Source organism: Variovorax sp. Soil_C_12 (genome assembly GCF_057657375.1).
Map to the genome: position 1 here is coordinate 42009 of NZ_JBDGIO010000019.1, position 23702 is coordinate 65710.

24 protein-coding genes and 1 tRNA gene are annotated in these 23702 nt (G+C 66.4%); 1 reads left to right on the top strand and 24 read right to left on the bottom strand.

Annotated features, from left to right (window positions below; genetic code table 11):
• Nucleotides 1-19 precede the first annotated feature (19 nt).
• Nucleotides 20-1798 (top strand): ABC transporter transmembrane domain-containing protein, encoded by a 1779-nt coding sequence (locus tag AC3A6X_RS32030; protein WP_487845968.1) that lies wholly within the window; start codon nt 20-22, stop codon nt 1796-1798.
• Between the two features lie 14 nt (nt 1799-1812).
• Here the strand turns inward: AC3A6X_RS32030 and AC3A6X_RS32035 are convergent, their stop codons facing one another.
• From AC3A6X_RS32035 to soxR, 24 genes are all read right to left on the bottom strand, one after another.
• Nucleotides 1813-2256, bottom strand: a complete 444-nt coding sequence (locus tag AC3A6X_RS32035; RefSeq protein WP_487845969.1) for a DUF1178 family protein — start codon at nt 2254-2256, stop codon at nt 1813-1815.
• 7 nt (nt 2257-2263) lie between these two features.
• Nucleotides 2264-2857 (bottom strand): NUDIX domain-containing protein, encoded by a 594-nt coding sequence (locus AC3A6X_RS32040; protein ID WP_487845970.1) that lies wholly within the window; start codon nt 2855-2857, stop codon nt 2264-2266.
• 84 nt (nt 2858-2941) lie between these two features.
• Nucleotides 2942-3247, bottom strand: a complete 306-nt coding sequence (locus tag AC3A6X_RS32045) for a DUF2818 family protein (protein ID WP_309964341.1) — start codon at nt 3245-3247, stop codon at nt 2942-2944.
• A gap of 4 nt (nt 3248-3251) precedes the next feature.
• Nucleotides 3252-4739: an NADH-quinone oxidoreductase subunit NuoN gene (nuoN, locus tag AC3A6X_RS32050; protein WP_487845971.1), complete on the bottom strand. Its 1488-nt coding sequence runs from the start codon at nt 4737-4739 to the stop codon at nt 3252-3254.
• Nucleotides 4740-4763: 24 nt separating this feature from the next.
• Entirely contained in the window at nt 4764-6242 is a 1479-nt protein-coding gene (locus tag AC3A6X_RS32055; RefSeq protein ID WP_487845972.1) for an NADH-quinone oxidoreductase subunit M, read from the bottom strand.
• 27 nt (nt 6243-6269) lie between these two features.
• Nucleotides 6270-8303 (bottom strand): NADH-quinone oxidoreductase subunit L, encoded by a 2034-nt coding sequence (nuoL, locus tag AC3A6X_RS32060; protein WP_487845973.1) that lies wholly within the window; start codon nt 8301-8303, stop codon nt 6270-6272.
• A 9-nt stretch (nt 8304-8312) separates the two neighbouring features.
• Nucleotides 8313-8621: an NADH-quinone oxidoreductase subunit NuoK gene (nuoK, locus tag AC3A6X_RS32065; RefSeq protein ID WP_106554218.1), complete on the bottom strand. Its 309-nt coding sequence runs from the start codon at nt 8619-8621 to the stop codon at nt 8313-8315.
• On the bottom strand, nt 8618-9265 hold the full coding sequence (locus AC3A6X_RS32070; protein WP_487845974.1) for an NADH-quinone oxidoreductase subunit J: 648 nt from the start codon (nt 9263-9265) through the stop codon (nt 8618-8620). Before AC3A6X_RS32070 ends, nuoK begins: the two co-directional genes overlap by 4 nt.
• A gap of 38 nt (nt 9266-9303) precedes the next feature.
• Nucleotides 9304-9846, bottom strand: a complete 543-nt coding sequence (gene nuoI, locus AC3A6X_RS32075; protein WP_309964337.1) for an NADH-quinone oxidoreductase subunit NuoI — start codon at nt 9844-9846, stop codon at nt 9304-9306.
• Between the two features lie 11 nt (nt 9847-9857).
• On the bottom strand, nt 9858-10934 hold the full coding sequence (gene nuoH, locus AC3A6X_RS32080; protein WP_487845975.1) for an NADH-quinone oxidoreductase subunit NuoH: 1077 nt from the start codon (nt 10932-10934) through the stop codon (nt 9858-9860).
• On the bottom strand, nt 10931-13078 hold the full coding sequence (gene nuoG / locus AC3A6X_RS32085) for an NADH-quinone oxidoreductase subunit NuoG (protein WP_487845976.1): 2148 nt from the start codon (nt 13076-13078) through the stop codon (nt 10931-10933). Before nuoG ends, nuoH begins: the two co-directional genes overlap by 4 nt.
• Before the next feature lie 14 nt (nt 13079-13092).
• A complete protein-coding gene (gene nuoF / locus AC3A6X_RS32090) occupies nt 13093-14436 on the bottom strand; it encodes an NADH-quinone oxidoreductase subunit NuoF (RefSeq protein ID WP_487845977.1) in 1344 nt (447 codons plus the stop codon).
• Nucleotides 14433-14963, bottom strand: coding sequence for an NADH-quinone oxidoreductase subunit NuoE family protein (locus AC3A6X_RS32095; protein ID WP_487845978.1), 531 nt, complete (start codon nt 14961-14963; stop codon nt 14433-14435). The genes nuoF and AC3A6X_RS32095 overlap by 4 nt, the downstream gene beginning before the upstream one ends.
• Nucleotides 14964-14971: 8 nt before the next feature.
• Complete coding sequence (locus tag AC3A6X_RS32100; RefSeq protein ID WP_487845979.1) at nt 14972-16225, bottom strand: NADH-quinone oxidoreductase subunit D; 1254 nt, start codon at nt 16223-16225, stop codon at nt 14972-14974.
• 7 nt (nt 16226-16232) lie between these two features.
• A complete protein-coding gene (locus AC3A6X_RS32105) occupies nt 16233-16841 on the bottom strand; it encodes an NADH-quinone oxidoreductase subunit C (RefSeq protein WP_487845980.1) in 609 nt (202 codons plus the stop codon).
• Nucleotides 16842-16854: 13 nt separating this feature from the next.
• Nucleotides 16855-17334, bottom strand: a complete 480-nt coding sequence (locus AC3A6X_RS32110) for a NuoB/complex I 20 kDa subunit family protein (protein ID WP_021008163.1) — start codon at nt 17332-17334, stop codon at nt 16855-16857.
• A 12-nt stretch (nt 17335-17346) separates the two neighbouring features.
• Nucleotides 17347-17706, bottom strand: a complete 360-nt coding sequence (locus AC3A6X_RS32115) for an NADH-quinone oxidoreductase subunit A (protein WP_068678761.1) — start codon at nt 17704-17706, stop codon at nt 17347-17349.
• Between the two features lie 57 nt (nt 17707-17763).
• Nucleotides 17764-17848: transfer RNA gene (locus tag AC3A6X_RS32120), tRNA-Leu, on the bottom strand.
• Between the two features lie 158 nt (nt 17849-18006).
• Nucleotides 18007-18429, bottom strand: a complete 423-nt coding sequence (gene secG, locus AC3A6X_RS32125; protein WP_487845981.1) for a preprotein translocase subunit SecG — start codon at nt 18427-18429, stop codon at nt 18007-18009.
• 40 nt (nt 18430-18469) lie between these two features.
• Nucleotides 18470-19222 carry a triose-phosphate isomerase gene (gene tpiA, locus AC3A6X_RS32130; RefSeq protein ID WP_487845982.1) on the bottom strand — a complete coding sequence of 251 codons (753 nt, stop codon included), beginning with the start codon at nt 19220-19222 and terminating at the stop codon, nt 18470-18472.
• 14 nt (nt 19223-19236) lie between these two features.
• Complete coding sequence (locus AC3A6X_RS32135; protein WP_487845983.1) at nt 19237-20235, bottom strand: NAD(P)H-quinone oxidoreductase; 999 nt, start codon at nt 20233-20235, stop codon at nt 19237-19239.
• Between the two features lie 79 nt (nt 20236-20314).
• Entirely contained in the window at nt 20315-22645 is a 2331-nt protein-coding gene (pnp, locus tag AC3A6X_RS32140; protein ID WP_487845984.1) for a polyribonucleotide nucleotidyltransferase, read from the bottom strand.
• Nucleotides 22646-22864: 219 nt separating this feature from the next.
• The gene (gene rpsO / locus AC3A6X_RS32145; RefSeq protein WP_007837783.1) at nt 22865-23131 is read right to left on the bottom strand and encodes a 30S ribosomal protein S15; all 267 of its coding nucleotides are present in this window, start codon (nt 23129-23131) and stop codon (nt 22865-22867) included.
• Nucleotides 23132-23221: 90 nt separating this feature from the next.
• Nucleotides 23222-23698 (bottom strand): redox-sensitive transcriptional activator SoxR, encoded by a 477-nt coding sequence (soxR, locus tag AC3A6X_RS32150; protein WP_487845985.1) that lies wholly within the window; start codon nt 23696-23698, stop codon nt 23222-23224.
• Between the last annotated feature and the right edge of the window lie 4 nt (nt 23699-23702).

Consider the following 23702-nt stretch of genomic DNA (forward strand, 5'->3'; position numbering starts at 1 on the left):
GCTGGCTAGAATCCGGCTCATGGTTTCCCCTGCCTCGGCCGCCAAAGGCTCCCCTCGATCGCTCTCGGGCTTGGCGCCCTTTTTGCGGCCCTACCGCGTCCAGATCGCACTGGCCGGCGTGTTCCTGGTACTGGCGGCGGCGACCACACTGGTGTTTCCCCTGGCCCTGCGCAGCCTGATCGACGGCGGCCTGATCGTGGCCGACCGCGGCGCGCAGACGATGGCGCTGCGCGATCATTTCCTCGCCCTCTTCGGCGTCGCCGTGGCGCTCGGGGTCTTCTCGGCGGCGCGCTTCTACACCGTGAGCTGGCTGGGCGAGCGCGTCACTGCCGACCTGCGCAACGCGGTCTATGCCCATGTGCTGCGCCAGAGCCCGGCCTTCTTCGAGACCACGCAGACCGGCGAGGTGCTGTCGCGGCTGACGGCCGACACGACGCTGGTGCAGACCGTGGTCGGCTCCTCGCTCAGCATGGGGCTGCGCAACGCGGTGATGGGGATCGGCGCGCTGGGCATGCTGGTCTGGACCAACCCGTACGTGATGGTGCAGGTGCTGGGCATCCTGGTGCTGGTGGTGCTGCCCAGCATGTGGTTCGGCCGCCGGGTGCGCCGGCTCTCGCGCGCCAGCCAGGACCGGGTGGCCGATTCGAGCGCCATCGCGGCCGAGGTGCTGAACGCGATCCCCGTGGTGCAGAGCTACACCGCCGAGGCGCGCGAGGCGGCGCGCTTCGACGCCTCCACCGACGACGCCTTCCGCACCGCCGTGCGCCGCACCAAAGCGCGCTCGGTGCTGGTGGCCTTCATCATCATCGCCACCTCGGCCGCCCTGCTGTGGGGGCTGTACCAGGGCACGCAGGCGGTGCTGCGCGGCGACATCACGGCCGGGCACCTGGGGCAGACGGTGGTCTACGTGATCATCCTGGCCAGCGCGGCGGCGGTGCTGGGCGAGGTTTACGGCGACCTGCTGCGCGCGGCCGGCGCTACCGAGCGGCTGATGGAGCTGCTGCATGCCAGGCCGGCGATCGTGTCGCCGACGCGGCCCGCGCAGGCGGCGGTGCCGGCAGCCGGGAGCGCCGTGCGATTCGAGCAGATCGGCTTCCACTACCCCTCGCGCCCCGGCACGCCGGCCTTGCGGGACTTCAGCCTGGACATCGCACCGGGTGAGACGGTCGCCCTGGTGGGATCGAGCGGCGCGGGCAAGAGCACGGTGTTCCAGTTGCTGCTGCGCTACTACGACCCGCAGTCGGGCCGCATCCTGCTCGACGGCGCGCCGCTCGCGGACCTCGCCCTCGACGCGCTGCGCACCCGCATCGGGCTGGTGCCGCAGGACGCGGTGATCTTCTCGGCCAGCGCCTTCGAGAACATCCGCTACGGCCGGCCCGAGGCCAGCGCCGAGGAGGTGTACGCCGCGGCGCGCGCCGCCTTCGCCGACGGCTTTCTGCGCGCCCTGCCCGAGGGCTACGACACCTTCCTGGGCGAGCGCGGCGTGCGGCTGTCAGGCGGCCAGCGCCAGCGCATCGCGATTGCGCGAGCGATGCTCAAGAACCCGCCGCTGCTGCTGCTCGACGAGGCCACCAGTGCGCTCGATGCGGAGAGCGAGCGCATGGTGCAGGCGGCGCTGGAATCGGCGATGGCGGACCGCACCACGCTGGTCATCGCGCACCGGCTGGCGACGGTGCAAAGGGCCGACCGCATCATCGTGCTCGATCACGGCGGTATCGTGGAACAGGGGACGCACGCGGCGCTGGTGGCACAGAACGGTGTCTATGCGCGCCTGGCGGCGCTCCAGTTCGCAGCCTGAAACAGCGAGCGCAGCTACTGCAGCGTTTCCTTGAGCGCCGGCGGCAGGGGCAGCGAAAAGACCGAAATGCCCTCGTCGAGCAGGTCCTTGGCTTCCTCGCGCGTGGCTTGGCCACGGATGCCGCGCTCCTCGGCCTCGCCGTAGTGCATCTTGCGTGCCTCGGCGGCGAAGCGGTCGCCGACGTCCTCGGTCTTGGCCATCACCTCGCGCACGGCGCGCATCCAGCGGCCCTCGGGCGAGTCGCTCTGGGCGACAGCGGGCACCGGGGCAGGCTCGGCGGGCGGCTTGGCATTGCCGAGATTCAGGCGCGGCGCGGTGAGCAGCTTGGTGATGGCCGTGTCGCCGCACAGGGGACAGGACACCAGGCCGCCGGCGAGCTGCGTCTCGAAGTCGCCGTTGGACGCGAACCAGCCCTCGAAGCCGTGGCCGTGCGCGCATTGGAGGTTGAGGACCTTCATGCGCGGATTATGGTCCGGCGGGTGGGAAGTCGGCGCTTTTCCAGTCGAGCGTCCATGCGCCCGACAGGACGTTCTGCAGCCAGAGCGTGCAGGTCAGCGTCTTGGCATCCGACACGGTGCCGTCGCGGCACCAGTCCAGCAGTTGCGCAGGGGTGGCCGCGGTCAGCTCGACGAATTCCTCATGGTCGAGCTGCTGGCTGCCCACCGTGAGGCCGCGCGCGAAGTAGATGTGGATGATCTCGGTCGAATAGGCGACCGCCAGGTGCATGGCGCCGGCATGGGCCCATTCGCGTGCGGTGTAGCCGGTTTCCTCCTGCAGCTCGCGCTGGCCGCAGAACAAGGGGTCCTCGCCGGCATCGAGCTTGCCGGCCGGAAACTCTGTCATGACCCGGTCGAGCGGGTAGCGGTACTGGCGCACCATCGCCACGCGACCGTCGTCGAGCAGCGGCACCACCACCACCGCGCCGGGGTGGAGGATGTATTCGCGGGTCGCAGTCTTGCCGTCGGGCAGGCGCACGGTGTCGCGCTTGGCCTCCAGGAAGTTGCCCTTGAAGAGCAGCTCGCTGGCGATGCCCTCTTCCTTCAGATGCGCGTCGTCCATGTCAGGTCTCCTGCCGGGCCGCCCCAAGGGAGGCCTGCGCCCCCTCAGGGGGCAGCGAATACACGAAGTGAAGAGCGTGGGGGCTCATTTCCGATGCTTGAGGAGGTAGCGCCAGGTGAAGCCCGGGAACGCGAGCACGAGGAACAGCGCCCCGGTGACGGCGTAGAACTCCCAGCCTTGCGGCGCGATCTGGCCGGCGCGGCGCTCGAACAGGAGCCCGATGCCGCCGGCCGCGAAATAGAGGATCACCAGCTCGCCCAGCCGCAGGGCCAGCGACTTGGCACGCGCCGCGAGCGGCACCATGCCGAGCAGGCGCTCGTTCAGGAAGGGCAGATTGGCCGCGAGCAGCGCGACGAGCAGCACCACCCAGACCGAGGCACCCTGCGACACAGCCTCAGCCGGCCAGCGTGGCCACGATGGCCCGGGCGCACAGCGACATGAGGCCGCCAGGTACGATGCCCAGGATCAGGATCAGCGCGCCGTTGACGGCCAGCACGGTGCGCACGTCGCGCGGCGCCGAGACGGTGGTCGCCGTCACCGGCGCGTCGAAGTACATCACCTTGACCACGCGGATGTAATAGAAGGCGCCGACCAGCGACATCACGACCGCGAACACCGCCAGCGCGATGTACAAGCCCTGGCCGGAGGCGATCAGCGCCTGCAGCACGGCCAGCTTGGCGTAGAAGCCGACCAGCGGCGGGATGCCCGCCAGCGAGAACATGGCGATGGCCATCACGCCGGCATAGAGCGGGCTGCGCTGGTTGAGGCCGGCGAGATCGGTGATCTCCTCGCTCTCGAAGCCCTCGCGCGCCAGCAGGAGGATGATGCCGAAGCTGGCCAACGTGGTCAGCACATAGGTCACGATGTAGAACATCGAAGCGCTGTACGCGAACTGTGCGTTGTAGGTGCTGTTGTTGACCACGCCCGCCACCATGCCCAGCAGCATGAAGCCCATCTGCGAAATGGTCGAGTAGGCCAGCATGCGCTTGAGGTTGGTCTGCGCAATGGCCGCCAGGTTGCCCACCAGCAGCGAGGCGATGGCCAGCAAGGCCAGCATCTGCTGCCAGTCGAACGCGAGCGGCAGCAGCCCCTCGACCAGCAGGCGGATGATGATGGCGAAGGCAGCCAGCTCGGGCGCCGCGCCGATCATCAGCGTGACGGCCGTGGGCGCGCCCTGGTAGACGTCGGGCACCCACATGTGGAACGGCGCCGCGCCGACCTTGAAGGCCAGGCCGGCCACGATGAACACCAGCCCGAAGACCAGCACCTGGTGGTTGACCTTGCGGCTGGCAATGGCCTTGAAGACCTCGGTGGTGTCGAGCGACCCGGTGGCGCCGTACATCATCGACAGGCCGTAGAGCAGGAAGCCGCTGGCCATGGCGCCGAGGACGAAGTACTTCATCGCCGCCTCGCTGGCCACCGCGTTGTCGCGCCGCAGCGCGACCAGCGCGTAGCTCGACAGCGTGAGCAGCTCCAGGCCCAGGTAGATCACCAGGAAGTTGCTGCCCGAGATCATCACGAAGATGCCCAGCAGCGAGAACATGCTCAGGGTGAAGAGCTCGCCGCCGCGCAGCATGCCGCGGTCGGCCGCGTAGGGACGGCCATAGACCAGCGTGACCATCAGCGCCACGGAGGCGAAGCACTTGAGCCAGTTGCCCATCGGGTCGCTCACGACCATGCCGCCGAAGCCGTAGTGGCTCGTGGCGTCGGTGGCCTGCATGCCGGTGAGGACGGCCACCACGGCCAGTGTAAGCAAGGTCAGCACGTAGGTGCGCGTGCGATGGGTGTCGGTCGTGGACAGATCCACCAGCGCGATGATGCAGGCCATGACCAGCAGCACCATCTCGGGGTAGACCGTCATCCAGCTGAGTTTGTCAATCATCTCGTTCTCTTGGGGCCTGGCTACTCAGCCTGGAATCTTGGACGTCTGGACGTGGCGCAGCAGCTCGCTCACGGAGGCATTGCTCGCGTCGGTGAAGGGCTTGGGATACAGGCCCATCCACAGCACCGCGATCGCGAGCAGGGCCAGCATGAGGAATTCGCGGGCGTTGATGTCGTCCAGCTCCTTCACGTGGTCGTTGCCCACCGGGCCCAGGTAGACCCGCTTGTACATCCACAGCGTGTAGGCCGCGCCGAAGATCAGCGCCGTCGCCGCGCCCACGCCCAGCCAGAAGTTGGCCTTGACCGCGCCGATGATCACCATCCATTCGCCGACGAAGCCAGCGGTCGCGGGCAGGCCGCAGTTGGCCATGGCGAACAGCAGCGCGAAGGCCGCGAACTTGGGCATGGTGTTGACCACGCCGCCGTAGTCGGCGATCTGGCGCGAATGCACGCGGTCGTACAGCACGCCGATGCAAAGGAACATGGCGCCCGACACGAAGCCGTGCGCGATCATCTGGACGATGCCGCCCGAGATCCCGATCTCGTTGAAGATGAAGAAGCCCAGCGTGACGAAGCCCATGTGGGCGACCGACGAATAGGCCACCAGCTTCTTCATGTCCTGCTGCACGAGCGCGACCAGGCCGACGTAGATCACCGCGATCAGCGACAGCGCGATCATCAGCCAGGCCCATTCGTGCGAGGCGTCGGGCGCGATCGGCATCGAGAAGCGCAGGAAGCCGTAGGCGCCCAGCTTCAGCATGATCGCCGCCAGCACGGCCGAGCCGCCGGTGGGCGCCTCGACGTGCACATCGGGCAGCCAGGTGTGGACCGGCCACATCGGCACCTTGACCGCGAAGGCCGCGAAGAAGGCGAAGAACAGGAAGGTCTGCTCCCTGGCCGTCAGCGGCAGCTTGTGCCAGCTCAGGATGTCGAAGCTGCCGCCCGACCGGTTGTACAGGTAGATCAGCGCGACCAGCGTCAGGAGCGAGCCGAGCAGCGTGTAGATGAAGAACTTGAAGGCGGCGTAGATCTTCTTCGGACCGCCCCAGATGCCGATGATCAGGTACATCGGGATCAGCGTCGCCTCGAAGAAGACGTAGAACAGCACGCCGTCCAGCGCCGAGAAGGTGCCGATCATGAGGCCCGAGAGGATCAGGAAGGCGCCCATGTACTGGTTGACGCGCTCGGTGATCACCTCCCATGCCGAGATCACAACGACCACCGTGATGAAGGACGTCAACAGCACCAGCCACAGCGACAGGCCGTCGAGGCCGACGTGGTAGTGGACATTGAAACGTTCGATCCAGCTGCTCTTCTCGACGAACTGCATCGCGGCGGTGCCGTTCTGGAAGCGCGTGTAGAGCGGCACGGTGGCCAGGAAGCTCACGATCGAGCCGACGAGCGCGATCCAGCGCACGATGCTCGCGTGCTGGTCGCGACCGATGGCCAGCAGCACGGCGCCGAAGACGATCGGCACCCAGATGGCAAGGCTCAACAAACCCATTTTTGCTTTTCTCCAGTGGCGCGCGGTTTATCTGTTGAACCAGACGAAATACGTCATGAGGATGAAGATGCCCAGGAGCATCGCGAAGGCGTAGTGATAGATGTAGCCCGACTGCATCCAGCGGACGACGCCGGCGACGCGGCCGATCGTTTTCCAGGAGCCGTCGACGATGGCGCCGTCGATGATCCCCTGGTCGCCGCCCTTCCACAGGCCGGTGCCCAGCGCGCGCGTGCCGCGTGCGATCAGGTGCTCGTTGATCCAGTCCATGTAGTACTTGTTCTCGAGCAGGCGGTAGACCGGGCCGAAGGCGCGCTTGATGGCCTCCGGCAGCGCCGGGTTGATCAGGTACATGTACCAGGCCAGCACCACGCCGGCCAGCGCCAGCCAGAACGGCGCCGCGGTCAGGCCGTGCAGGGCCATGGCCATGGGGCCGTGGAAGGCCTCGGCCAGTTCCTTCATCGCGTGATGCTTGCCGGCGTCGACGACGATCGCATCCTTGAAGAACTCGCCGAAGAGCATCGGCTGGATGGTCATGTAGCCGATCACCACCGAGGGGATGGCCAGCAGCACCAGCGGGAGCCAGACCACCCACGGCGACTCGTGCGGCGTGGAGTGATCGTCGTGGTGGCCGTGGTCGGGCTCGGCGTCCGGCTCGTGATGGTGCGCATCCGGGTTCTGGTCGTAGCGCTCCTTGCCGTGGAAGACCAGGAAGTACATGCGGAACGAATAGAAGGCCGTCACGAACACGCCAGCCAGCACCGCCCAGTAGGCGAAGCCGGCGCCCCAGAGATGGCTCTCGTGCACCGCCTCGATGATGCTGTCCTTCGAGTAGAAGCCCGCGAACAGCGGCGTGCCGATCAGCGCCAGCGAGCCCAGCAGCGAGGTGATCCAGGTGATGGGCATGTACTTGCGCACCCCGCCCATCCAGCGGATGTCCTGGTTGTGGTGCATGCCGATGATCACCGAGCCGGCGCCGAGGAACAGCAGCGCCTTGAAGAAGGCGTGCGTCATCAGGTGGAACACCGCCACCGAGTAGGCCGAGGCGCCCAGCGCGACCGTCATGTAGCCCAGCTGCGAGAGCGTCGAATAGGCCACCACGCGCTTGATGTCGTTCTGGATGATGCCCAGGAAGCCCATGAAGAGCGCCGTGATGGCGCCGATCACCAGCACGAAGGACAGTGCCGTGTCGCTCAGCTCGAACAGCGGCGACATGCGCGCCACCATGAAGATGCCGGCCGTCACCATGGTCGCCGCGTGGATCAGCGCCGAGATGGGGGTCGGACCTTCCATCGAATCGGGCAGCCACACGTGCAGCGGGAACTGGGCGCTCTTGCCCATGGCGCCGATGAACAGGCAGATGCAGATCACGGTGATCAGCATCCACTCGGTGCCGGGGAAGCTCAGCTTGGCCAGTTCATCGGCCTTGGCGAAGGCCTCGCCGTAGTTCAGCGTGCCGGCATAGGCGGCAATAAGGCCGATGCCGAGGATGAAGCCGAAGTCGCCCACCCGGTTGACCAGGAAGGCCTTGAGGTTGGCGAAGATGGCGCTCGGCTTGTTGTACCAGAAGCCGATCAGCAGGTAAGACACCAGGCCCACGGCTTCCCAGCCGAAGAACAGCTGGAGCATGTTGTTGCTCATCACCAGCATCAGCATGGAGAAGGTGAAGAGCGAGATGTAGGCGAAGAAGCGGTTGTAGCCCTCGTCCTCCTCCATGTAGCCGATGGTGTAGATGTGCACCATCAGCGAGACGAAGGTCACGACGCACATCATCATGGCCGTCAGGCCGTCGACCAGGAAGCCGACCTCCATCTTGATGCCGTCGACCACCATCCATTCGTAGATGGTGGCGTTGAAGCGGGCGCCGTCGGCCACCACGCTCTTGAGCGTCATGGCCGAGATGACGAAGGCGATGAACACGCCCAGGATGGTCATCGAGTGCGAGGCACTGCGACCGAAGCGGTTGCCGCCGAACTTGGTGCCGAACAGGCCGGCCAGCAACGAGCCGACCAGCGGCGCCAGGGGAACCGCAAGCAGCGCGGATGCGGAGAGAGTTGCGCTCATGTGAATGTCCTAGCCCTTGAGCGCATTGAGTTCGTCGACGTTGATGTTCGACTTGTTGCGGAACAGCAGCACCAGCAGCGCCAGCCCGATCGCGGACTCGGCCGCGGCCACGGTCAGGATGAAGAACACGAAGATCTGGCCGTGCATGTCGCCCAGGAAGTACGAGAAGGCGACGAAGTTCACGTTGACCGCAAGCAGCATCAGTTCGATGCACATCAAGAGCACAATCAGGTTCTTGCGGTTCAGGAAGATGCCGATCACCGACAGCGCGAAGAGCATCGCGCCCAGCGAGAGAAAGTGTCCGAGCGTGATGGTCATGCCTTGGTCTCCCCGGCTGCAGGCGCTTCGTCGACCAAGGGTTGCGCGGCCCGCGTCACGGGCATCTGCACGATGCGCACGCGGTCGCGCGCTTTCACGCGCACCTGGTCGGAGGGGTTCACGTACTTGCTGTCCTTGCGCGTGCGCAGCGTGAGCGCGATGGCGGCGACGATGGCCACGAGCAGGATGACAGCCGCGATCTCCAGCGGGTAGAGGTATTCGGTGTAGAGCAGCTTGCCGAGTTCCAGGGTGTTGGAGGTATCGGGGCCGCTGGCCATCGGACGGCGCGGCTCGGCCAGGCGGAAGCCGCCCATCAGCACCGCGGCCATCTCCAGTGCGATCAGCGCACCGATGCCCGCGGCAAGCGGGAAATGCTTCCAGAAGCCCTGCCGCAGCGCATCGACGTTGATGTCGAGCATCATCACCACGAAAAGGAACAGCACCATCACCGCGCCGACGTAGACCAGCACCAGCGAGATCGCAAGGAACTCGGCGCGCAGCAGCAGCCAGATGGCCGAGGCCTGGAAGAAGGCCAGCACCAGGTACAGCGCCGCATACACGGGGTTGCGCGAGGTGATGACGCGGAAGGCCGCGAACAGCAGCACCGCGGCGAACAGGTAGAACAGACCGGTCTTGACGTCCATGGATCGGTTTCGTTATTTGTTATCGGGCCAAGTCCGCTTCAGCGGTACTTGGCGTCGGCCGCCTTGTTGGCGGCGATTTCTTTTTCGTAGCGGTCGCCCACGGCCAGCAGCATGTCCTTGGTGAAGTACAGGTCGCCGCGTTTCTCGCCGTGGTATTCGAAGATGTGGGTCTCGACGATGGAGTCGACCGGGCAGCTCTCTTCGCAGAAGCCGCAGAAGATGCACTTGGTCAGGTCGATGTCGTAGCGCGTGGTGCGCCGCGAGCCGTCGTCGCGCACGTCCGATTCGATGGTGATGGCGAGCGCCGGGCACACGGCTTCGCAGAGCTTACAGGCGATGCAGCGCTCCTCGCCGTTCTCGTAGCGGCGCAGCGCGTGCAGGCCGCGGAAGCGCGGCGAGAGCGGCGTCTTCTCTTCCGGGAACTGCACCGTGATCTTGCGGCTGAAGGCGTACTTGCCCGTGATGGCCAGGCCCTTGAAGAGCTCGACCAGCATGAAGCTGGAGAGGAAGTCCTTCAGCGAAAACGGCGCGGTCGTGTTCGAGGATGAGCGCGCGAGCGCGCGGGCGGTATGCGCAGACATGGCGACTCCAGTTATTTCCAGATGTTGAAGGGGGTCTGCATCCAGGCGCCGACCACCACCAGCCACACCAGCGTGACCGGGATGAAGATCTTCCAGCCCAGACGCATGATCTGGTCATAGCGGAAGCGCGGGAAGGTCGAGCGGACCCACAGGAACATGGTGACCACGACGAAGGTCTTGAGGCCCAGCCAGATCCAGCCGGGGATGAAGCCGAGGAAATCGAAGGGGGGCAGCCAGCCGCCGAGGAACAGGACCGCGCACAGGATCGAGACCAGCCACATGTTGGCGTACTCGGCCAGGAAGAACATCGCGAAGCTCATGCCCGAGTACTCGATCATGTGGCCGGCGACGATCTCCGATTCGCCTTCCACCACGTCGAAGGGATGGCGGTTGGTCTCGGCCAGGCCGGAGATGAAGTAGACGACGAAGATCGGCAGCAGCGACAGCCAGTTCCACGACAGGAAGCCGATGCCCATCGAGGCGAAGTGGCCCTTGCCCTGCCCCAACACGATGTCGGTCATGTTGAGGCTGGCGGAGACCATGAGCACCACGACGAAGCAGAAGCCCATCGCGATCTCGTAGCTGACCATCTGCGCCGAGGCGCGCAATGCGCCGAGAAAGGCGTACTTGGAGTTCGAGGCCCAGCCCGCAATGATCACGCCGTAGACCTCGAGCGAGGTGATGGCCATGACGAACAGCAGGCCGGCGTTGATGTTGGCCAGCGCGACCTCGGGGCCGAAGGGGATCACGGCCCAAGCGGCCAGGGCCGGCATGATGGTCATGATCGGGCCCAGCAGGAACAGGCCCTTGTTGGCGACCGTGGGGAGGATGATTTCCTTGGTCAGCAGCTTCAGCGCGTCGGCGATGGGCTGCAGCAGGCCCAGCGGACCGATGCGGTTCGGGCCCAGGCGGATCTGCGTGAAGCCGATGGCCTTGCGCTCCCACAGCGTGAGGTAGGCCACGGCCCCCATCAGCGGCAGCACGACCACCACGATCTTGATCAGCGTCCAGATCACCGGCCAGGCGACCGCGGTCCACCACGGGGCCGCAACCAGGCCGAGGCCGAAGCCATGCAGGCTGTCGATCATGCGAGCACCTCCTCGGCTTGCGCAGCGCGCGCATCGGCGGTCAGCTGCAGCGAAGGGGCGCGGCGCACGATCGAATCGAGCTGGTAGATGGCGGCGACGACCGGCGCCGCGGCGTCGGGAACGCGCTCGCCGTCGGGGCGAGCCGCGGTGGCGTTGCTCAGCCGGTCGGCCGGCACCAGGCCGGGGGCCAGGCCGGTGTCGGCCAGCACCTCGGTCGCCGACTCGAAGGAGAAGCCCGGCAGGCCCAGCAGGTTGGCCAGCACGCGCAGCACCTTCCAGGCGGGGCGCGTTTCGCCCAGCGGCTTCACCACAGCATGGAAGCCCTGCACGCGGCCCTCGGCGTTGACGAAGCTGCCAGGCGTTTCGCTGAAGGGCGCGATCGGCAGCAGCACATCGCTGAAGTCGAGGTTGGCCTTGAAGGGGCTCAGCGTCACGACCATCTGGGCATGCGTAAGCGCATCGGCCGCCTTGGTACCGGCGGCCGAGTCGAAGACCGGCTCGGTGTTGAGCAGCAGGACCGCCTTGAGCGCACCCTGCAGCATTTCGCCGGCGTTCAGGCCGGCATCCATGGGCAGTGCGCCGACCAGTTGGGCACCGACGGTGTTGGCGGCCTCGGTCAGATAGCCGACGCTGGCGCCGGTCTGGGCGCCGATCCAGTTCGCCAGCGCCAGCAGCGCGCGGGCTTGGGCGTGGTGAGCAGCCGCATTGCCGAGCAGGATGGCCTTGCGTTCGCCGCCGAGCAGCGAGGCAGCGATGGCCTTGGCCGGGTCGCCGGCTTCGGCAGAACGGGCGATCGGCGCCGCGGCGCCGGTCGTCGCGGCGACCGCGGAGGCGATCTCGGCGAGTGCGTCGATCCAGTCTTGCGCCGGCACGCGCACGGCGTTCGCCACGGGCATGGCCCAGGCTTCATCGTCGGCCAGCAGCTCGGGCGAGGTGAGCGCACTGAGCGCCCCACCCTTGCGCACCGATTGGCGAATGCGCTGCGCGAACAGCGGATGGTCCTTGCGCAGGTTGCTGCCGATCACCAGCACGCGCTGCAGTTGCGACAGCGAGGCGACCGAGGTGCCCAGCCAGCGCACGCCCTCGAAGGCGCCGAACTCGGCGTTGCGCAGGCGGTGGTCGATGTTGGCGCTGCCCAGGCCCTGCATGAGCAGTTTGGCCAGGTGCAGCTCTTCCAGCGTGCTGTGCGGGCTCGCCAGCGTGCCGATGCTTTGCACACCATGGTCGGCCTTGATCTGCTTGAGGCCGTTGGCCACGTACTCGAGCGCGGTCTGCCAGTCGACCTGCTGCCACTGGCCGCCCTGCTTGAGCATGGGCTGCGTCAGGCGCTCGGGGCCGTTCAGGGCCTCGTAGGAGAAGCGATCGCGGTCGGCGATCCAGCACTCGTTGACGTCCTCGTTCTCCAGCGGCACCACGCGCATCACGCGGTTGTTCTTGACCTGGACGATCAGGTTGGCGCCGGTCGAATCGTGCGGGCTCACCGACTTGCGGCGCGACAGCTCCCAGGTGCGGGCGCTGTAGCGGAAGGGCTTGCTGGTCAGCGCACCGACCGGGCAGATGTCGATCATGTTGCCCGAGAGCTCGGAATCGACCGAGCTGCCGAGGAAGGTCTCGATCTCGGCATGCTCGCCGCGGTGCGACATGCCGAGCTCCATCACGCCGGCCACTTCCTGGCCGAAGCGCACGCAGCGCGTGCAATGGATGCAGCGGCTCATCTCTTCCATGCTGATGAGCGGGCCGACGTCCTTGTGGAAGACCACGCGCTTCTCTTCCTCGTAGCGCGAGGAGGAGCCGCCGTAGCCCACGGCCAGGTCCTGCAGCTGGCACTCGCCACCCTGGTCGCAGATGGGGCAGTCCAGCGGGTGGTTGATCAGCAGGAACTCCATGACCGACTGCTGGGCCTTGATGGCCTTGTCGCTCTTGGTGCGCACGATCATGCCCTGCGTCACCGGCGTGGCGCAGGCCGGCATCGGCTTGGGCGCCTTTTCGACGTCGACCAGGCACATGCGGCAGTTGGCCGCGATGCTGAGCTTCTTGTGATAGCAGAAGTGCGGGATGTAGGTGCCCGCCTTGTCGGCCGCATGCATGATCATGCTGCCTTCGACGATGTCGACCTTCTTGCCGTCGAGTTCGATTTCAACCATGTTTGTTTTCTCGCTCAGGCCTTGACCGGTGCCTTCGGGACGTAGCCCGGAATCAAGGCCTCGAACTCGTGGCGGAAGTGCTTGATCATCGCGCGCACCGGCATCGCGGCGGCATCGCCCAGCGCGCAGATGGTGCGGCCCTGGATGTTGTCGGCGACCGAGTTCAGCAGGTCCATGTCGGTGGGCTTGCCGTGGCCGTTGTGGATGCGGTCCACCACGCGCCACAGCCAGCCCGTGCCCTCGCGGCAGGGGGTGCACTGGCCGCAGGACTCGTGCATGTAGAAGTACGAAAGGCGCTTGAGCGACTCGACCATCGAGCGGCTGTCGTCCATCACGATCACGGCTCCGGAGCCCAGCATCGAGCCGGCCTTGGCGATGGAGTCGTAGTCCATCGTGCACTCCATCATGATCGCGGCCGGCAGCACGGGTGCCGAGGAGCCGCCGGGGATCACGGCCTTGAGCTGGCGGCCCTTGCGCACGCCGCCGGCGAGCTCGAGCAGCTTCGAGAAGGGCGTGCCCATCGGCACTTCGTAGTTGCCGGGCAGCTCGACGTCGCCGCTGACCGAGTAGATCTTGGTGCCGCCGTTGTTCGGCTTGCCGCACTCCAGATACGCCACGCCGCCGTTGTTGATGATCCACGGCACCGCAGCGAAGGTCTCGGTGTTGTTGATCGTGGTCGGCTTGCCGTAGAGGCCGAAGCTGGCCGGGAACGGCGGCTTGAAGCGCGGCTGGCCCTTCTTGCCTTCCAGCGATTCGAGCAGCGCCGTCTCTTCGCCGCAGATGTAGGCACCGAAGCCATGCGACGCATGCAGCTGGAAGCTGAAGCTGCTGCCCAGGATGTTGTCGCCCAGGAAGCCGGCCGCCCTCGCCTCTTCCAGCGCCTCTTCGAAGCGCTCGTAGGTCTGGAAGATCTCGCCGTGGATGTAGTTGTAGCCCACGCTGATGCCCATCGCGTAGGCCGCGATGGCCATGCCCTCGATCACGATGTGCGGGTTGAACTGCAGGATGTCACGGTCCTTGCAGGTGCCCGGCTCGCCCTCGTCCGAGTTGCAGACGAGGTACTTCTGGCCGGGGAACTGGCGCGGCATGAAGCTCCACTTCAGGCCGGTCGGGAAGCCCGCGCCGCCGCGGCCGCGCAGGCCGGAGGACTTGACCTCGGCGATCACCTGCTCGGGCGTCAGGCCCTCGCTGAGAATCTTGCGCAGCGCCTTGTAGCCGCCACGCGCTTCGTAGTCAGCCAAGCGCCAGTTGGTGCCGTCGAGGCCGGCGTAGATCTGGGGCTCGATGTGGCGGTCGTGGAAGCAGGTCTGGACGCCGGTGGCCTGGAACTGCGAGAGTACTTGCTCGGGCGTCATCATTGCGCGCCCTCCGCCTTGGCGCCGCGCAGGCCGTCGACCAGCTGATCGAGCTTTTCGTTGCTCATGAAGCTGCACATGGTGCGGTCGTTGACCAGCATCACGGGCGAATCGGCGCAGGCGCCGAGGCACTCGCTTTGCTGCAGGGTGAACATGCCGTCGGCGGTGGTCTCGCCCATCTTGATGCCGAGCTTGTTTTCGAGATGCGCCAGCGCGACTGCGCCGTCGCGCAGCTGGCACGGCAGGTTGGTGCAGACGTTGAGCTTGAACTTGCCCACCGGCTGCTGGTTGTACATGTTGTAGAAGGTCGTGACCTCGTGCACTGCGATCGGCGCCATGCCGAGGTAGGCCGCGATCTCGCGCTCGCGCTGCATGCTGACGTAGCCCTCGTCCTTCTGCACGATCGTGAGCAGGGCCATCACGGCCGACTGCTTGCCCGCGGGCGGGTACTTGGCGACCTCGCGCGCGAAGAGCGCCAGGGTGGCGGCCGACAGCGGCGCCTGGGTGCTGTGGGTGGTGTCGGGAGTCATTCGTTCGCTCACCTGTCGATTTCGCCGAAGACGATGTCCATGGTGCCGATCACCGCGACCGCGTCGGCGATCATGTGGCCGCGCGACATCTCGTCGAGCGCCGCCAGGTGCGGGAAGCCGGGTGCTCGGATCTTCAGGCGGTAGGGCTTGTTGGCGCCATCGCTCACGAGATAGATGCCGAACTCGCCCTTCGGGTGCTCGACGGCGGCATAGGCCTCGCCCTCAGGCACGTGGAAGCCTTCGGTGAAGAGCTTGAAATGGTGGATCAGCTCCTCCATGTTCGCCTTCATCGATTCGCGCGCGGGCGCGGCCACCTTGTGGTTGTCGGTGATCACCGGGCCGGGGTTGGTGCGCAGCCAGGCCGAGCACTGCTGGATGATCCGGTTGGCCTGGCGCATCTCCTCGACGCGCACCAGGTAGCGGTCGTAGCAGTCGCCGGTCTTGCCGACCGGCACGTCGAATTCCATCTTGTCGTAGACGTCGTAGGGCTGCTTCTTGCGCAGGTCCCACTCGACGCCGGAGCCGCGCAGCATCGGGCCGGTGAAGCCCAGGTTGAGCGCGCGCTCGGGCGTCACCACGCCGATGCCGACCGTGCGCTGCTTCCAGATGCGGTTGTCGGTGAGCAGCGTCTCGTACTCGTCGACCATCTTGGGGAAACGCTTGCAGAAGTCGTCGACGAAATCGAGCATCGAACCCTGGCGGTTCTCGTTGAGCTTCTCGATCGCCTTGGCGTTCTTGATCTTGCTGACCTTGTACTGCGGCATCGCGTCCGGCAGGTCGCGGTAGACGCCGCCCGGACGGAAGTAGGCCGCGTGCATGCGCGCGCCCGACACCGCCTCATACAGGTCGAACAGGTCCTCGCGCTCGCGGAAGCAGTAGATGAGCATGTTCATCGCACCGCAGTCCAGGCCGTGCGCGCCCAGCCACAGCAGATGGTTCAGCAGGCGCGTGATCTCGGCGAACATCACGCGGATGTACTGCGCGCGCACCGGCACCTCGAGGCCCAGCATCCGCTCGATGGCAAGGCAGTAGGCGTGCTCGTTGCTCATCATCGAGACGTAGTCCAGCCGGTCCATGTAGGGCAGCGACTGGATGTAGGTGCGGCTCTCGGCGAGCTTCTCGGTCGCGCGGTGCAAGAGGCCGATGTGCGGATCGGCGCGCTGGATCACCTCGCCGTCGAGCTCGAGCACGAGGCGCAGCACGCCGTGGGCTGCAGGGTGCTGGGGTCCGAAGTTCAGCGTGTAGTTCTTGATGTCGGCCATGTCGGTCTCAGTGCAATCCGCCGTAGTTGTCTTCGCGAATCACGCGCGGGGTGATCTCGCGCGGCTCGATCGAGACCGGCTGGTAGATCACGCGCTTCTGCTCCGCGTCGTAACGCATCTCGACGTGACCGGAGACCGGGAAGTCCTTGCGGAAGGGATGGCCGATGAAGCCGTAGTCGGTCAGGATGCGGCGCAGGTCGTCGTGACCCTCGAACACAATGCCGTAGAGGTCGAAGGCCTCGCGCTCGAACCAGGTCGCGGCGCTCCAGATGCCGGTCAGCGAATCGACCACCGGCAGGCCCTCGTTGAGTGCGAAGACCTTGAGGCGAACGCGCTGGTTGAGGCTCACGGACAGCAGGTGGGAGACCACGCAGAAGCGCTCGCCCTCCCACTCGCCTTCACGATAGTCGGAATAGTCCATGCCGCAGAGGTCGATCAGCTGCTCGAACCTGCAACCGGGCGCATCGCGAAGCAGGCGCGCGGCCTCGAGGTAGTCGGCGGCAGGAACCACCACCGTCACCTCGCCGAGCGCGACAGACACGCTTTTGGCCTTGGCGCCGAGCGTTTCCTGGATCTGCTTCTGCAGTGCCTCGGGAGCAATGGCAAAGTCGGTCATCGTCTGTCGCTTCTCAGGCACGTGCAATGGTGTTGGTGCGGCGGATCTTCTGCTGCAACTGGATGATTCCGTAGAGGAGCGCCTCGGCCGTCGGCGGGCAGCCCGGCACGTAGACGTCCACCGGCACGATGCGGTCGCAGCCGCGCACCACCGAGTAGCTGTAGTGGTAGTAGCCGCCGCCGTTGGCGCAGGAGCCCATCGAGAGCACCCAGCGCGGCTCGGGCATCTGGTCGTAGACCTTCCGCAGGGCAGGCGCCATCTTGTTGCACAGCGTGCCGGCCACGATCATCAGATCGGACTGGCGCGGGCTCGGGCGGAACAGCATGCCGAAGCGGTCGATGTCGTAGCGCGCGGCGCCCGCGTGCATCATCTCCACCGCGCAGCAGGCGAGGCCGAAGGTCATCGGCCAGAGCGATCCCGTCTTGGCCCAGTTCACCACCGAATCGTAGGTCGTGGTGACGAAGCCTTCCTTCATGACGCCTTCAATGGCCATCGTGGTTCCTTGTCATTCCCAATCGAGCGCACCCTTTTTCCATTCGTAGACGAAGCCCACGACAAGGATGGCGAGAAAAATCATCATGGCCCAGAAGCCGACCGGTCCGATCTGCTTGAGCGCAATCGCCCACGGGAAGAGAAAGGCGATTTCGAGGTCGAAAAGAATGAAGAGAATCGCCACGAGGTAGTAGCGCACGTCGAATTTCATGCGCGCGTCTTCGAAGGCCTCGAAGCCGCATTCGTAGGGCGAGTTCTTTTGGGCGTCGGGCCGATTGGGGCCGAGGATGTAACCGAGAACCTGGGGCGCTACGCCAACACCCACTCCGACCAGGATGAACAACAGGACGGGGAGGTAGGAATCGAGGTTCATCGGGGTCTTTTACCGCTTAACGCCGACAGGAAGATGAAGCCTCCTGTCGGCGAGATTTGGTGCCGTCGGCGAGACTCGAACTCGCACAGCTTTCGCCACTACCCCCTCAAGATAGCGTGTCTACCAATTTCACCACGACGGCGGTGTTTGCATGTCCGGATGGCATGAGGAACCTGTGAGGTTTTGGCTTTCCGGACAGCTTTAGAGTTTACCCTGAAACGGAGCCGTTTTCTTTTGGCGACGCACTGAAAACGACAAGGAATATCGAGTCGCTTACCCGTGCGGCCCCAAGGCGTCGGCTCACTTGGTCGGGATCTGCGCGGCGCCCGAAGCCGGTGCAGCCGGCGCCGGTGCACCGGAAGCCGGCGCGGCGGGCGCATTGCCGGTAGGAATCTGCGATGCCGGGCCCGATGCGGCCGGCGCGGGCGCCGGCGCGGGCGTGCCAACCACGGCTCGCTCGATCAGGCTGCCGCCGCCGGTGGGACGCGCGTGGCTGAAGTAGGCCAGCAGCAGAGTGCACGCGAAGAAGACCGCGGCCAGCACGCCGGTGGTGCGCGAGAGGAAGTTCGCGCTGCCGCTGGCGCCGAACAGGCTGCCGGCGCTGCCGCTGCCGAAGGCGGCGCCCATGTCGGCGCCCTTGCCGTGCTGGATCAGGATCAGCCCGATCATCGCGAGCGCTGTGAGCATCTGCACGCTCACGAGGATGTTGAGGACCACGTTCATTCGTTCTAACTCCTAAATTCGTTTCGCGGCAGCGCTGTATTCAGCGTGCCGCAGCAATGATCTGCAGAAAGTCGGGGGCCTTGAGCGAGGCGCCGCCGATCAGGCCGCCGTCGATGTCGGGCTGGGCCAGCAGCTCGGCCGCGTTGGCCGCGTTCATGCTGCCGCCGTAGAGGATGCGGATGCCGGCCGCGTGTTCGTTCGCGGCGTGGTGCAGCTGCGCGCGCAGCAGTGCGTGCACCGACTGCGCCTGCTCGGGCGTCGCGGTCTTGCCGGTGCCGATGGCCCAGACGGGCTCGTAGGCGACCACGATCTCGCTGATGCAATGGCCGTTGACATGGATCACGGCCGCCAGCTGGCGCTTGACCACTTCCTCGGTGTGTCCCGCTTCGCGCTCGGCCAGCGTCTCGCCGACACACACGATCGGCGTGATGCCGTTGGCAAGCGCGGCGGCGGTCTTGGCCGCCACGAGTTCGTCGGTCTCGCCGTGGTACTGGCGGCGCTCCGAATGGCCCACGATCGCATAGCGCACGCCGAAGTCCTTCAGCATCGCGGCCGACTGCTCGCCGGTGAACGCGCCCTGCGGCTGGGCCGACAGGTCCTGCGCACCCAGCGCGATGGGCGATCCGGCCACCAGCGATTGCAGCTGCGCCAGGTACGGCGCCGGCACGCACACCGCGACCTCGCAGGCCGGCGCGCCCACACCCTGCAGCAGCGCCTTCACCAGCGTCTCGTTGGCCGCCAGGCTGCCGTTCATCTTCCAGTTGCCGGCGATGAGTTTCTTCTTCGTCGTCATGTCTTTTCCGTCGTTCACCAGGTCAGCACGATCTTGCCGATGTGCTGGTTCGTTTCCATCAGCGCGTGCGCCTGGGCGGCGCCGCTGGGCTCGCCGCCGGCCGCGAACACGCTGTGGATCACGGGCTTGACGGCGCCGCTCTCGAGCAGAGGCCACACCTTCTCGCGCAGGGACTTGGCGATCGCGCCCTTGAAGGCGACCGGCCGCGGCCGCAGCGTCGAGCCGGTAATCGTCAACCGCCGGCGCAGCACCAGGCCCGCGTTGAATTCGCTCTTGGTGCCGCCCTGCACCGCGATGATCACGAGCCGGCCATCCTCGGCCAGGCATTCGATCTCGCGCGGCGCATAGGCGCCGGCCACCATGTCGAGGATGACGTCGACACCCTTGCCGCCGGTCAGCCGCTTGGCCTCCTCGGCGAAGTCGGCCGTCTTGTAGTTGATCGCATGGTCGGCGCCGAGCTTTCTGCAGGCTTCGCACTTCTCGTCGCTGCCCGCGGTCGCAATCACGGTGGCCCCGAAGGCCTTGCCGAGCTGGATCGCGGTCACGCCGATGCCGCTCGTGCCGCCCTGGATCAACAGGGTCTCGCCCTTCTGCAGACGACCACGGTCGAACACATTGCTCCACACGGTGAAGAAGGTCTCGGGCAGCGACGCCGCCTCGGCATCGCTCCAGCCTTTGGGCACCGGCAGGCACTGGGCCACCGGCGCCGTGCAGAGCTGGGCGTAGCCGCCGCCGGCGATCAGCGCGCAGATGCGATCACCGACCGCGAAGCCGGCCTCCTTCATGGCCGCGACATCGCCCGAGACGATCTCGCCGGCGACCTCGAGGCCCGGCAGGTCCGAGGCGCCCGGCGGCACCGGGTAGTTGCCGGTGCGCTGCAGCACGTCGGGGCGGTTCACGCCGCTGGCGGCCACGCGGATCAGCACCTCGCCCGCACCGGCCACCGGCGCCGGCCGCTCGGCCTCGCGCAGCACCTCGGGTGCGCCGAAGGAAGTGATTTCAATGGCTTTCATGCTTTTCTCGGCTCAAACACCCGCCCTCGCGGGCGGGCGCAGGGTTGAACGACGGCAAGGGCGTCACCGCCCTCGCCTCTCAAGCCTGGCGGTCGCCGCCGTTGGGCTCTTGCGGACGGGAGTCCTGCTCGACTGCCACGGCCTGCTCGCCCGCCGGCTCGCCCGCCGGCTCGCCGCTCTCGGCGCGCGGTGCGCGCTCGCCGCGGGGCGGCCGGTCGCCGCGGTCGCCGCGGTCACCGCGGTCACCGCGGTCACCGCGGTCACGGCGCTCGCCACGCTCCTCGCGCGGCGGACGCTCGCTGTACTCCATGCCGGCCGGACGCTCGGTCAGCGCCTTCATGGACAGCTTGACGCGACCCTTGTCGTCGGTCTCGAGCACCTTGACCTTCACGATCTGGCCTTCGCTCAGGTAGTCGGTCACCTTCTCGACGCGCTCGTGCGCGATCTGGCTGATGTGCAGGAGGCCGTCCTTGCCGGGCAGCAAGTTGATCAGCGCGCCGAAGTCCAGGATCTTGGTGACCGGGCCTTCGTAGGTCTTGCCGATCTCGACTTCCGCCGTGATCTGCTCGATGCGCTGCTTGGCCGCCTCGGCCTTGGCCGGATCGGTCGAGGCGATGGTGATGGTGCCGTCCTCGTCGATGTTGATCTGGGTGCCGGTCTCCTCGGTCAGCGCGCGGATCACCGAGCCGCCCTTGCCGATCACGTCGCGGATCTTCTCGGGGTTGATCTTCATCGTGAACAGGCGCGGTGCGAAGGTGGACACCTCGGCCTTGGCCTCGCCCATCGCTTCCTGCATCTTGCCCAGGATGTGCATGCGCGCTTCCTTGGCCTGCGCCAGGGCGACCTGCATGATTTCCTTGGTGATGCCCTGGATCTTGATGTCCATCTGCAGCGCGGTGATGCCGTTGGTCGTGCCGGCCACCTTGAAGTCCATGTCGCCCAGGTGGTCCTCGTCGCCGAGGATGTCGGTCAGCACGGCGAAGCGGTTGTCTTCCTTGATCAGGCCCATGGCGATGCCGGCCACGTGGGCCTTCATCGGCACGCCGGCGTCCATCATCGAAAGGCAGCCGCCGCAGACCGAGGCCATCGACGAGGAGCCGTTCGACTCGGTGATCTCCGACACCACGCGGATGGTGTAGGGGAACTCTTCCTTGGTCGGCAGGCAGGCCACCAGGGCGCGCTTGGCCAGCCGACCGTGGCCGACTTCACGGCGCTTGGTGGAGCCCATGCGGCCCACTTCGCCGGTCGCGAAGGGAGGCATGTTGTAGTGGAACAGGAAGCGGTCTTCGTACTCGCCGGCCAGCGCGTCGATGCGCTGCGCGTCGCGCTCGGTGCCCAGCGTGGTCACCACCAGCGCCTGAGTCTCGCCGCGCGTGAAGAGGGCCGAGCCGTGGGTGCGGGGCAGCACGCCGTTGCGGATCTCGATGGGGCGCACGGTGCGGGTGTCGCGGCCATCGATGCGCGGCTCGCCCGACAGGATCTGGCTGCGCACGATCTTCGACTCGATGGCGAACAGCAGGTCGCCGACCTTGCCCGCGTCGAAAGCCTCGCCGCTTTCCTTGAGCGACTCCATCACGCTCGCGTTGGATTCGCGCAGGGCCTGCGTGCGGGCCTGCTTGCTGCGAATCTGGTAGGCGGCGCGCAGCTTTTCCTCGGCCAGGCCGGTGACCTTGGCGATGAAGGCTTCGTCCTCGGCCGGCGGCTGCCAGTCCCAGACGGGCTTGCCGGCTTCACGCACCAGTTCATGGATGGCGTTGATCGCGATGCCGGCCTGCTCGTGGCCGAACACCACGCCGCCGAGCATGATTTCCTCGCTCAGTTGCTGCGCTTCGGACTCGACCATCAGCACGGCCGCTTCGGTGCCGGCCACGACCAGGTCCATCTGCGACTCCTTGCGCGCGGTCTGGCCCGGATTCAGCACGTACTGGCCGTTGATATAGCCCACGCGCGCGGCACCGATCGGGCCGTTGAAGGGAATGCCGGAAATCGACAGCGCAGCGCTCACGCCGATCATGGCGGCGATGTCGGCATCGACTTCGGGGTTGAGCGAGAGCGTGTGGATCACCACGTGCACTTCGTTCAGGAAGCCCTCGGGGAACAGCGGGCGGATCGGGCGGTCGATCAGGCGCGAGGTCAGGGTCTCGAGCTCGCTGGGCTTGGCTTCGCGCTTGAAGAAGCTGCCGGGGATCTTGCCGGCCGCGTAGGTCTTCTCGATGTAGTCGACGGTCAGCGGAAAGAAGTCCTGGCCCGGCTTGGCGGACTTGGACGCGACCACGGTGGCCAGCACGACGGTACCGTCGATGTCGACCACGACGGCGCCGCTGGCCTGGCGAGCGATCTCGCCGGTTTCCAGGACGACGGTCTTGTCGCCCCACTGGAAGGTCTTGGTGACTTTGTTGAAGAGGCTCATGTCTAGCTCCTGTTTCTTGTGGGCGGTTCGGCCTGCGGCGGTCGCAGGTTCCGCGGAGGGGGAGCGCTTTTCAGAACACGATGCCATTCCAGGGAAGCTCAGGGAGAACTTCATTGGAATGACACAGCTTCGCTCTGTACGGCACTCCTGGTTCGATTCGCGAAGTAAAAAACGCCTGAGCTAGCGGACTAACCCAGGCGTTCCTTCATGCGAATCAGCTTACTTGCGCAGACCCAGCTTGGCGATCAGCGCGGTGTAACGGTCGGCGTCCTTGGACTTCAGATAGTCGAGCAGCTTGCGGCGGCGGCTCACCATGCGCAGCAGGCCGCGGCGACCGTGGTGGTCCTTGGCGTGCGTCTTGAAGTGCGGGGTGAGTTCGTTGATGCGGGCGGTCAGCAGTGCGACTTGCACTTCGGGGCTGCCGGTGTCGTTGGCGGCGCGGGCGTTGTCCTTGACAACTTCGGCCTTGATGGAGGCTGCGATCATGCGATGAGTTTCCTGTTCCGGGATGTTTGACTTGCGGCGAGCGCTGGAACTGCGCCCGCCGTGCGCCTTGCGGCATGCAAAGCCTTGGGATTATACATCGGCACTCTGATCGGGCCTGCGTGGCTTGCCCGCAGCGACCAGCCGGTGTGCCCCCGGGCCCAGCGAGCCGAGCTGATCCGCGGGATTGCGCAGGCGGCAGCGGTCGATCGACAGGCAGCCGCAACCGATGCAATCGGAGAGCGAGTCGCGCAGCATCTCGAGCTGGCGAATCCGGCCGTCGAGTTCTTCGCGCCAGGCCTTGGACAGCCGGGCCCAATCGTCCCGCGTCGGCGTCCGGCCTTCGGGCAGCCGGGCCAGCGCCGCGCCGATATCGGCGAGCGGAATGCCCACCCGCTGCGCGACCCGGATGACGGCGATGCGCCGCAGCGCGTCGCGCCCATAGCGGCGCTGGTTGCCGGGCGTCCGCCGGCTGTGGATCAGGCCCTCGCGCTCGTAGAAATGGATGGCGGAGATCGCCACGCCGCTGCGGGCGGACAGTTCGCCGACGCCGAGCTCGCCGGCCAGCATGTGC

Coding starts and splice junctions, on each gene's coding strand:
- AC3A6X_RS32115 (WP_068678761.1), bottom strand. CDS start 17,706: ATGAACCTCGATTCCTACCTCCCCGTCCTGTTGTTCATCCTGGTCGGA.
- AC3A6X_RS32070 (WP_487845974.1), bottom strand. CDS start 9,265: ATGGACGTCAAGACCGGTCTGTTCTACCTGTTCGCCGCGGTGCTGCTG.
- nuoF (WP_487845977.1), bottom strand. CDS start 14,436: ATGATGACGCCCGAGCAAGTACTCTCGCAGTTCCAGGCCACCGGCGTC.
- nuoG (WP_487845976.1), bottom strand. CDS start 13,078: ATGGTTGAAATCGAACTCGACGGCAAGAAGGTCGACATCGTCGAAGGC.
- nuoN (WP_487845971.1), bottom strand. CDS start 4,739: ATGATTGACAAACTCAGCTGGATGACGGTCTACCCCGAGATGGTGCTG.
- AC3A6X_RS32100 (WP_487845979.1), bottom strand. CDS start 16,225: ATGGCCGACATCAAGAACTACACGCTGAACTTCGGACCCCAGCACCCT.
- AC3A6X_RS32055 (WP_487845972.1), bottom strand. CDS start 6,242: ATGGGTTTGTTGAGCCTTGCCATCTGGGTGCCGATCGTCTTCGGCGCC.
- secG (WP_487845981.1), bottom strand. CDS start 18,429: ATGAACGTGGTCCTCAACATCCTCGTGAGCGTGCAGATGCTCACAGCG.
- AC3A6X_RS32105 (WP_487845980.1), bottom strand. CDS start 16,841: ATGACCGACTTTGCCATTGCTCCCGAGGCACTGCAGAAGCAGATCCAG.
- pnp (WP_487845984.1), bottom strand. CDS start 22,645: ATGAGCCTCTTCAACAAAGTCACCAAGACCTTCCAGTGGGGCGACAAG.
- tpiA (WP_487845982.1), bottom strand. CDS start 19,222: ATGACGACGAAGAAGAAACTCATCGCCGGCAACTGGAAGATGAACGGC.
- nuoI (WP_309964337.1), bottom strand. CDS start 9,846: ATGTCTGCGCATACCGCCCGCGCGCTCGCGCGCTCATCCTCGAACACG.
- rpsO (WP_007837783.1), bottom strand. CDS start 23,131: ATGATCGCAGCCTCCATCAAGGCCGAAGTTGTCAAGGACAACGCCCGC.
- AC3A6X_RS32110 (WP_021008163.1), bottom strand. CDS start 17,334: ATGGCCATTGAAGGCGTCATGAAGGAAGGCTTCGTCACCACGACCTAC.
- AC3A6X_RS32035 (WP_487845969.1), bottom strand. CDS start 2,256: ATGAAGGTCCTCAACCTCCAATGCGCGCACGGCCACGGCTTCGAGGGC.
- AC3A6X_RS32030 (WP_487845968.1), top strand. CDS start 20: ATGGTTTCCCCTGCCTCGGCCGCCAAAGGCTCCCCTCGATCGCTCTCG.
- nuoL (WP_487845973.1), bottom strand. CDS start 8,303: ATGAGCGCAACTCTCTCCGCATCCGCGCTGCTTGCGGTTCCCCTGGCG.
- AC3A6X_RS32135 (WP_487845983.1), bottom strand. CDS start 20,235: ATGAAAGCCATTGAAATCACTTCCTTCGGCGCACCCGAGGTGCTGCGC.
- nuoH (WP_487845975.1), bottom strand. CDS start 10,934: ATGATCGACAGCCTGCATGGCTTCGGCCTCGGCCTGGTTGCGGCCCCG.
- AC3A6X_RS32040 (WP_487845970.1), bottom strand. CDS start 2,857: ATGGACGACGCGCATCTGAAGGAAGAGGGCATCGCCAGCGAGCTGCTC.
- soxR (WP_487845985.1), bottom strand. CDS start 23,698: ATGCTGGCCGGCGAGCTCGGCGTCGGCGAACTGTCCGCCCGCAGCGGC.
- nuoK (WP_106554218.1), bottom strand. CDS start 8,621: ATGACCATCACGCTCGGACACTTTCTCTCGCTGGGCGCGATGCTCTTC.
- AC3A6X_RS32095 (WP_487845978.1), bottom strand. CDS start 14,963: ATGACTCCCGACACCACCCACAGCACCCAGGCGCCGCTGTCGGCCGCC.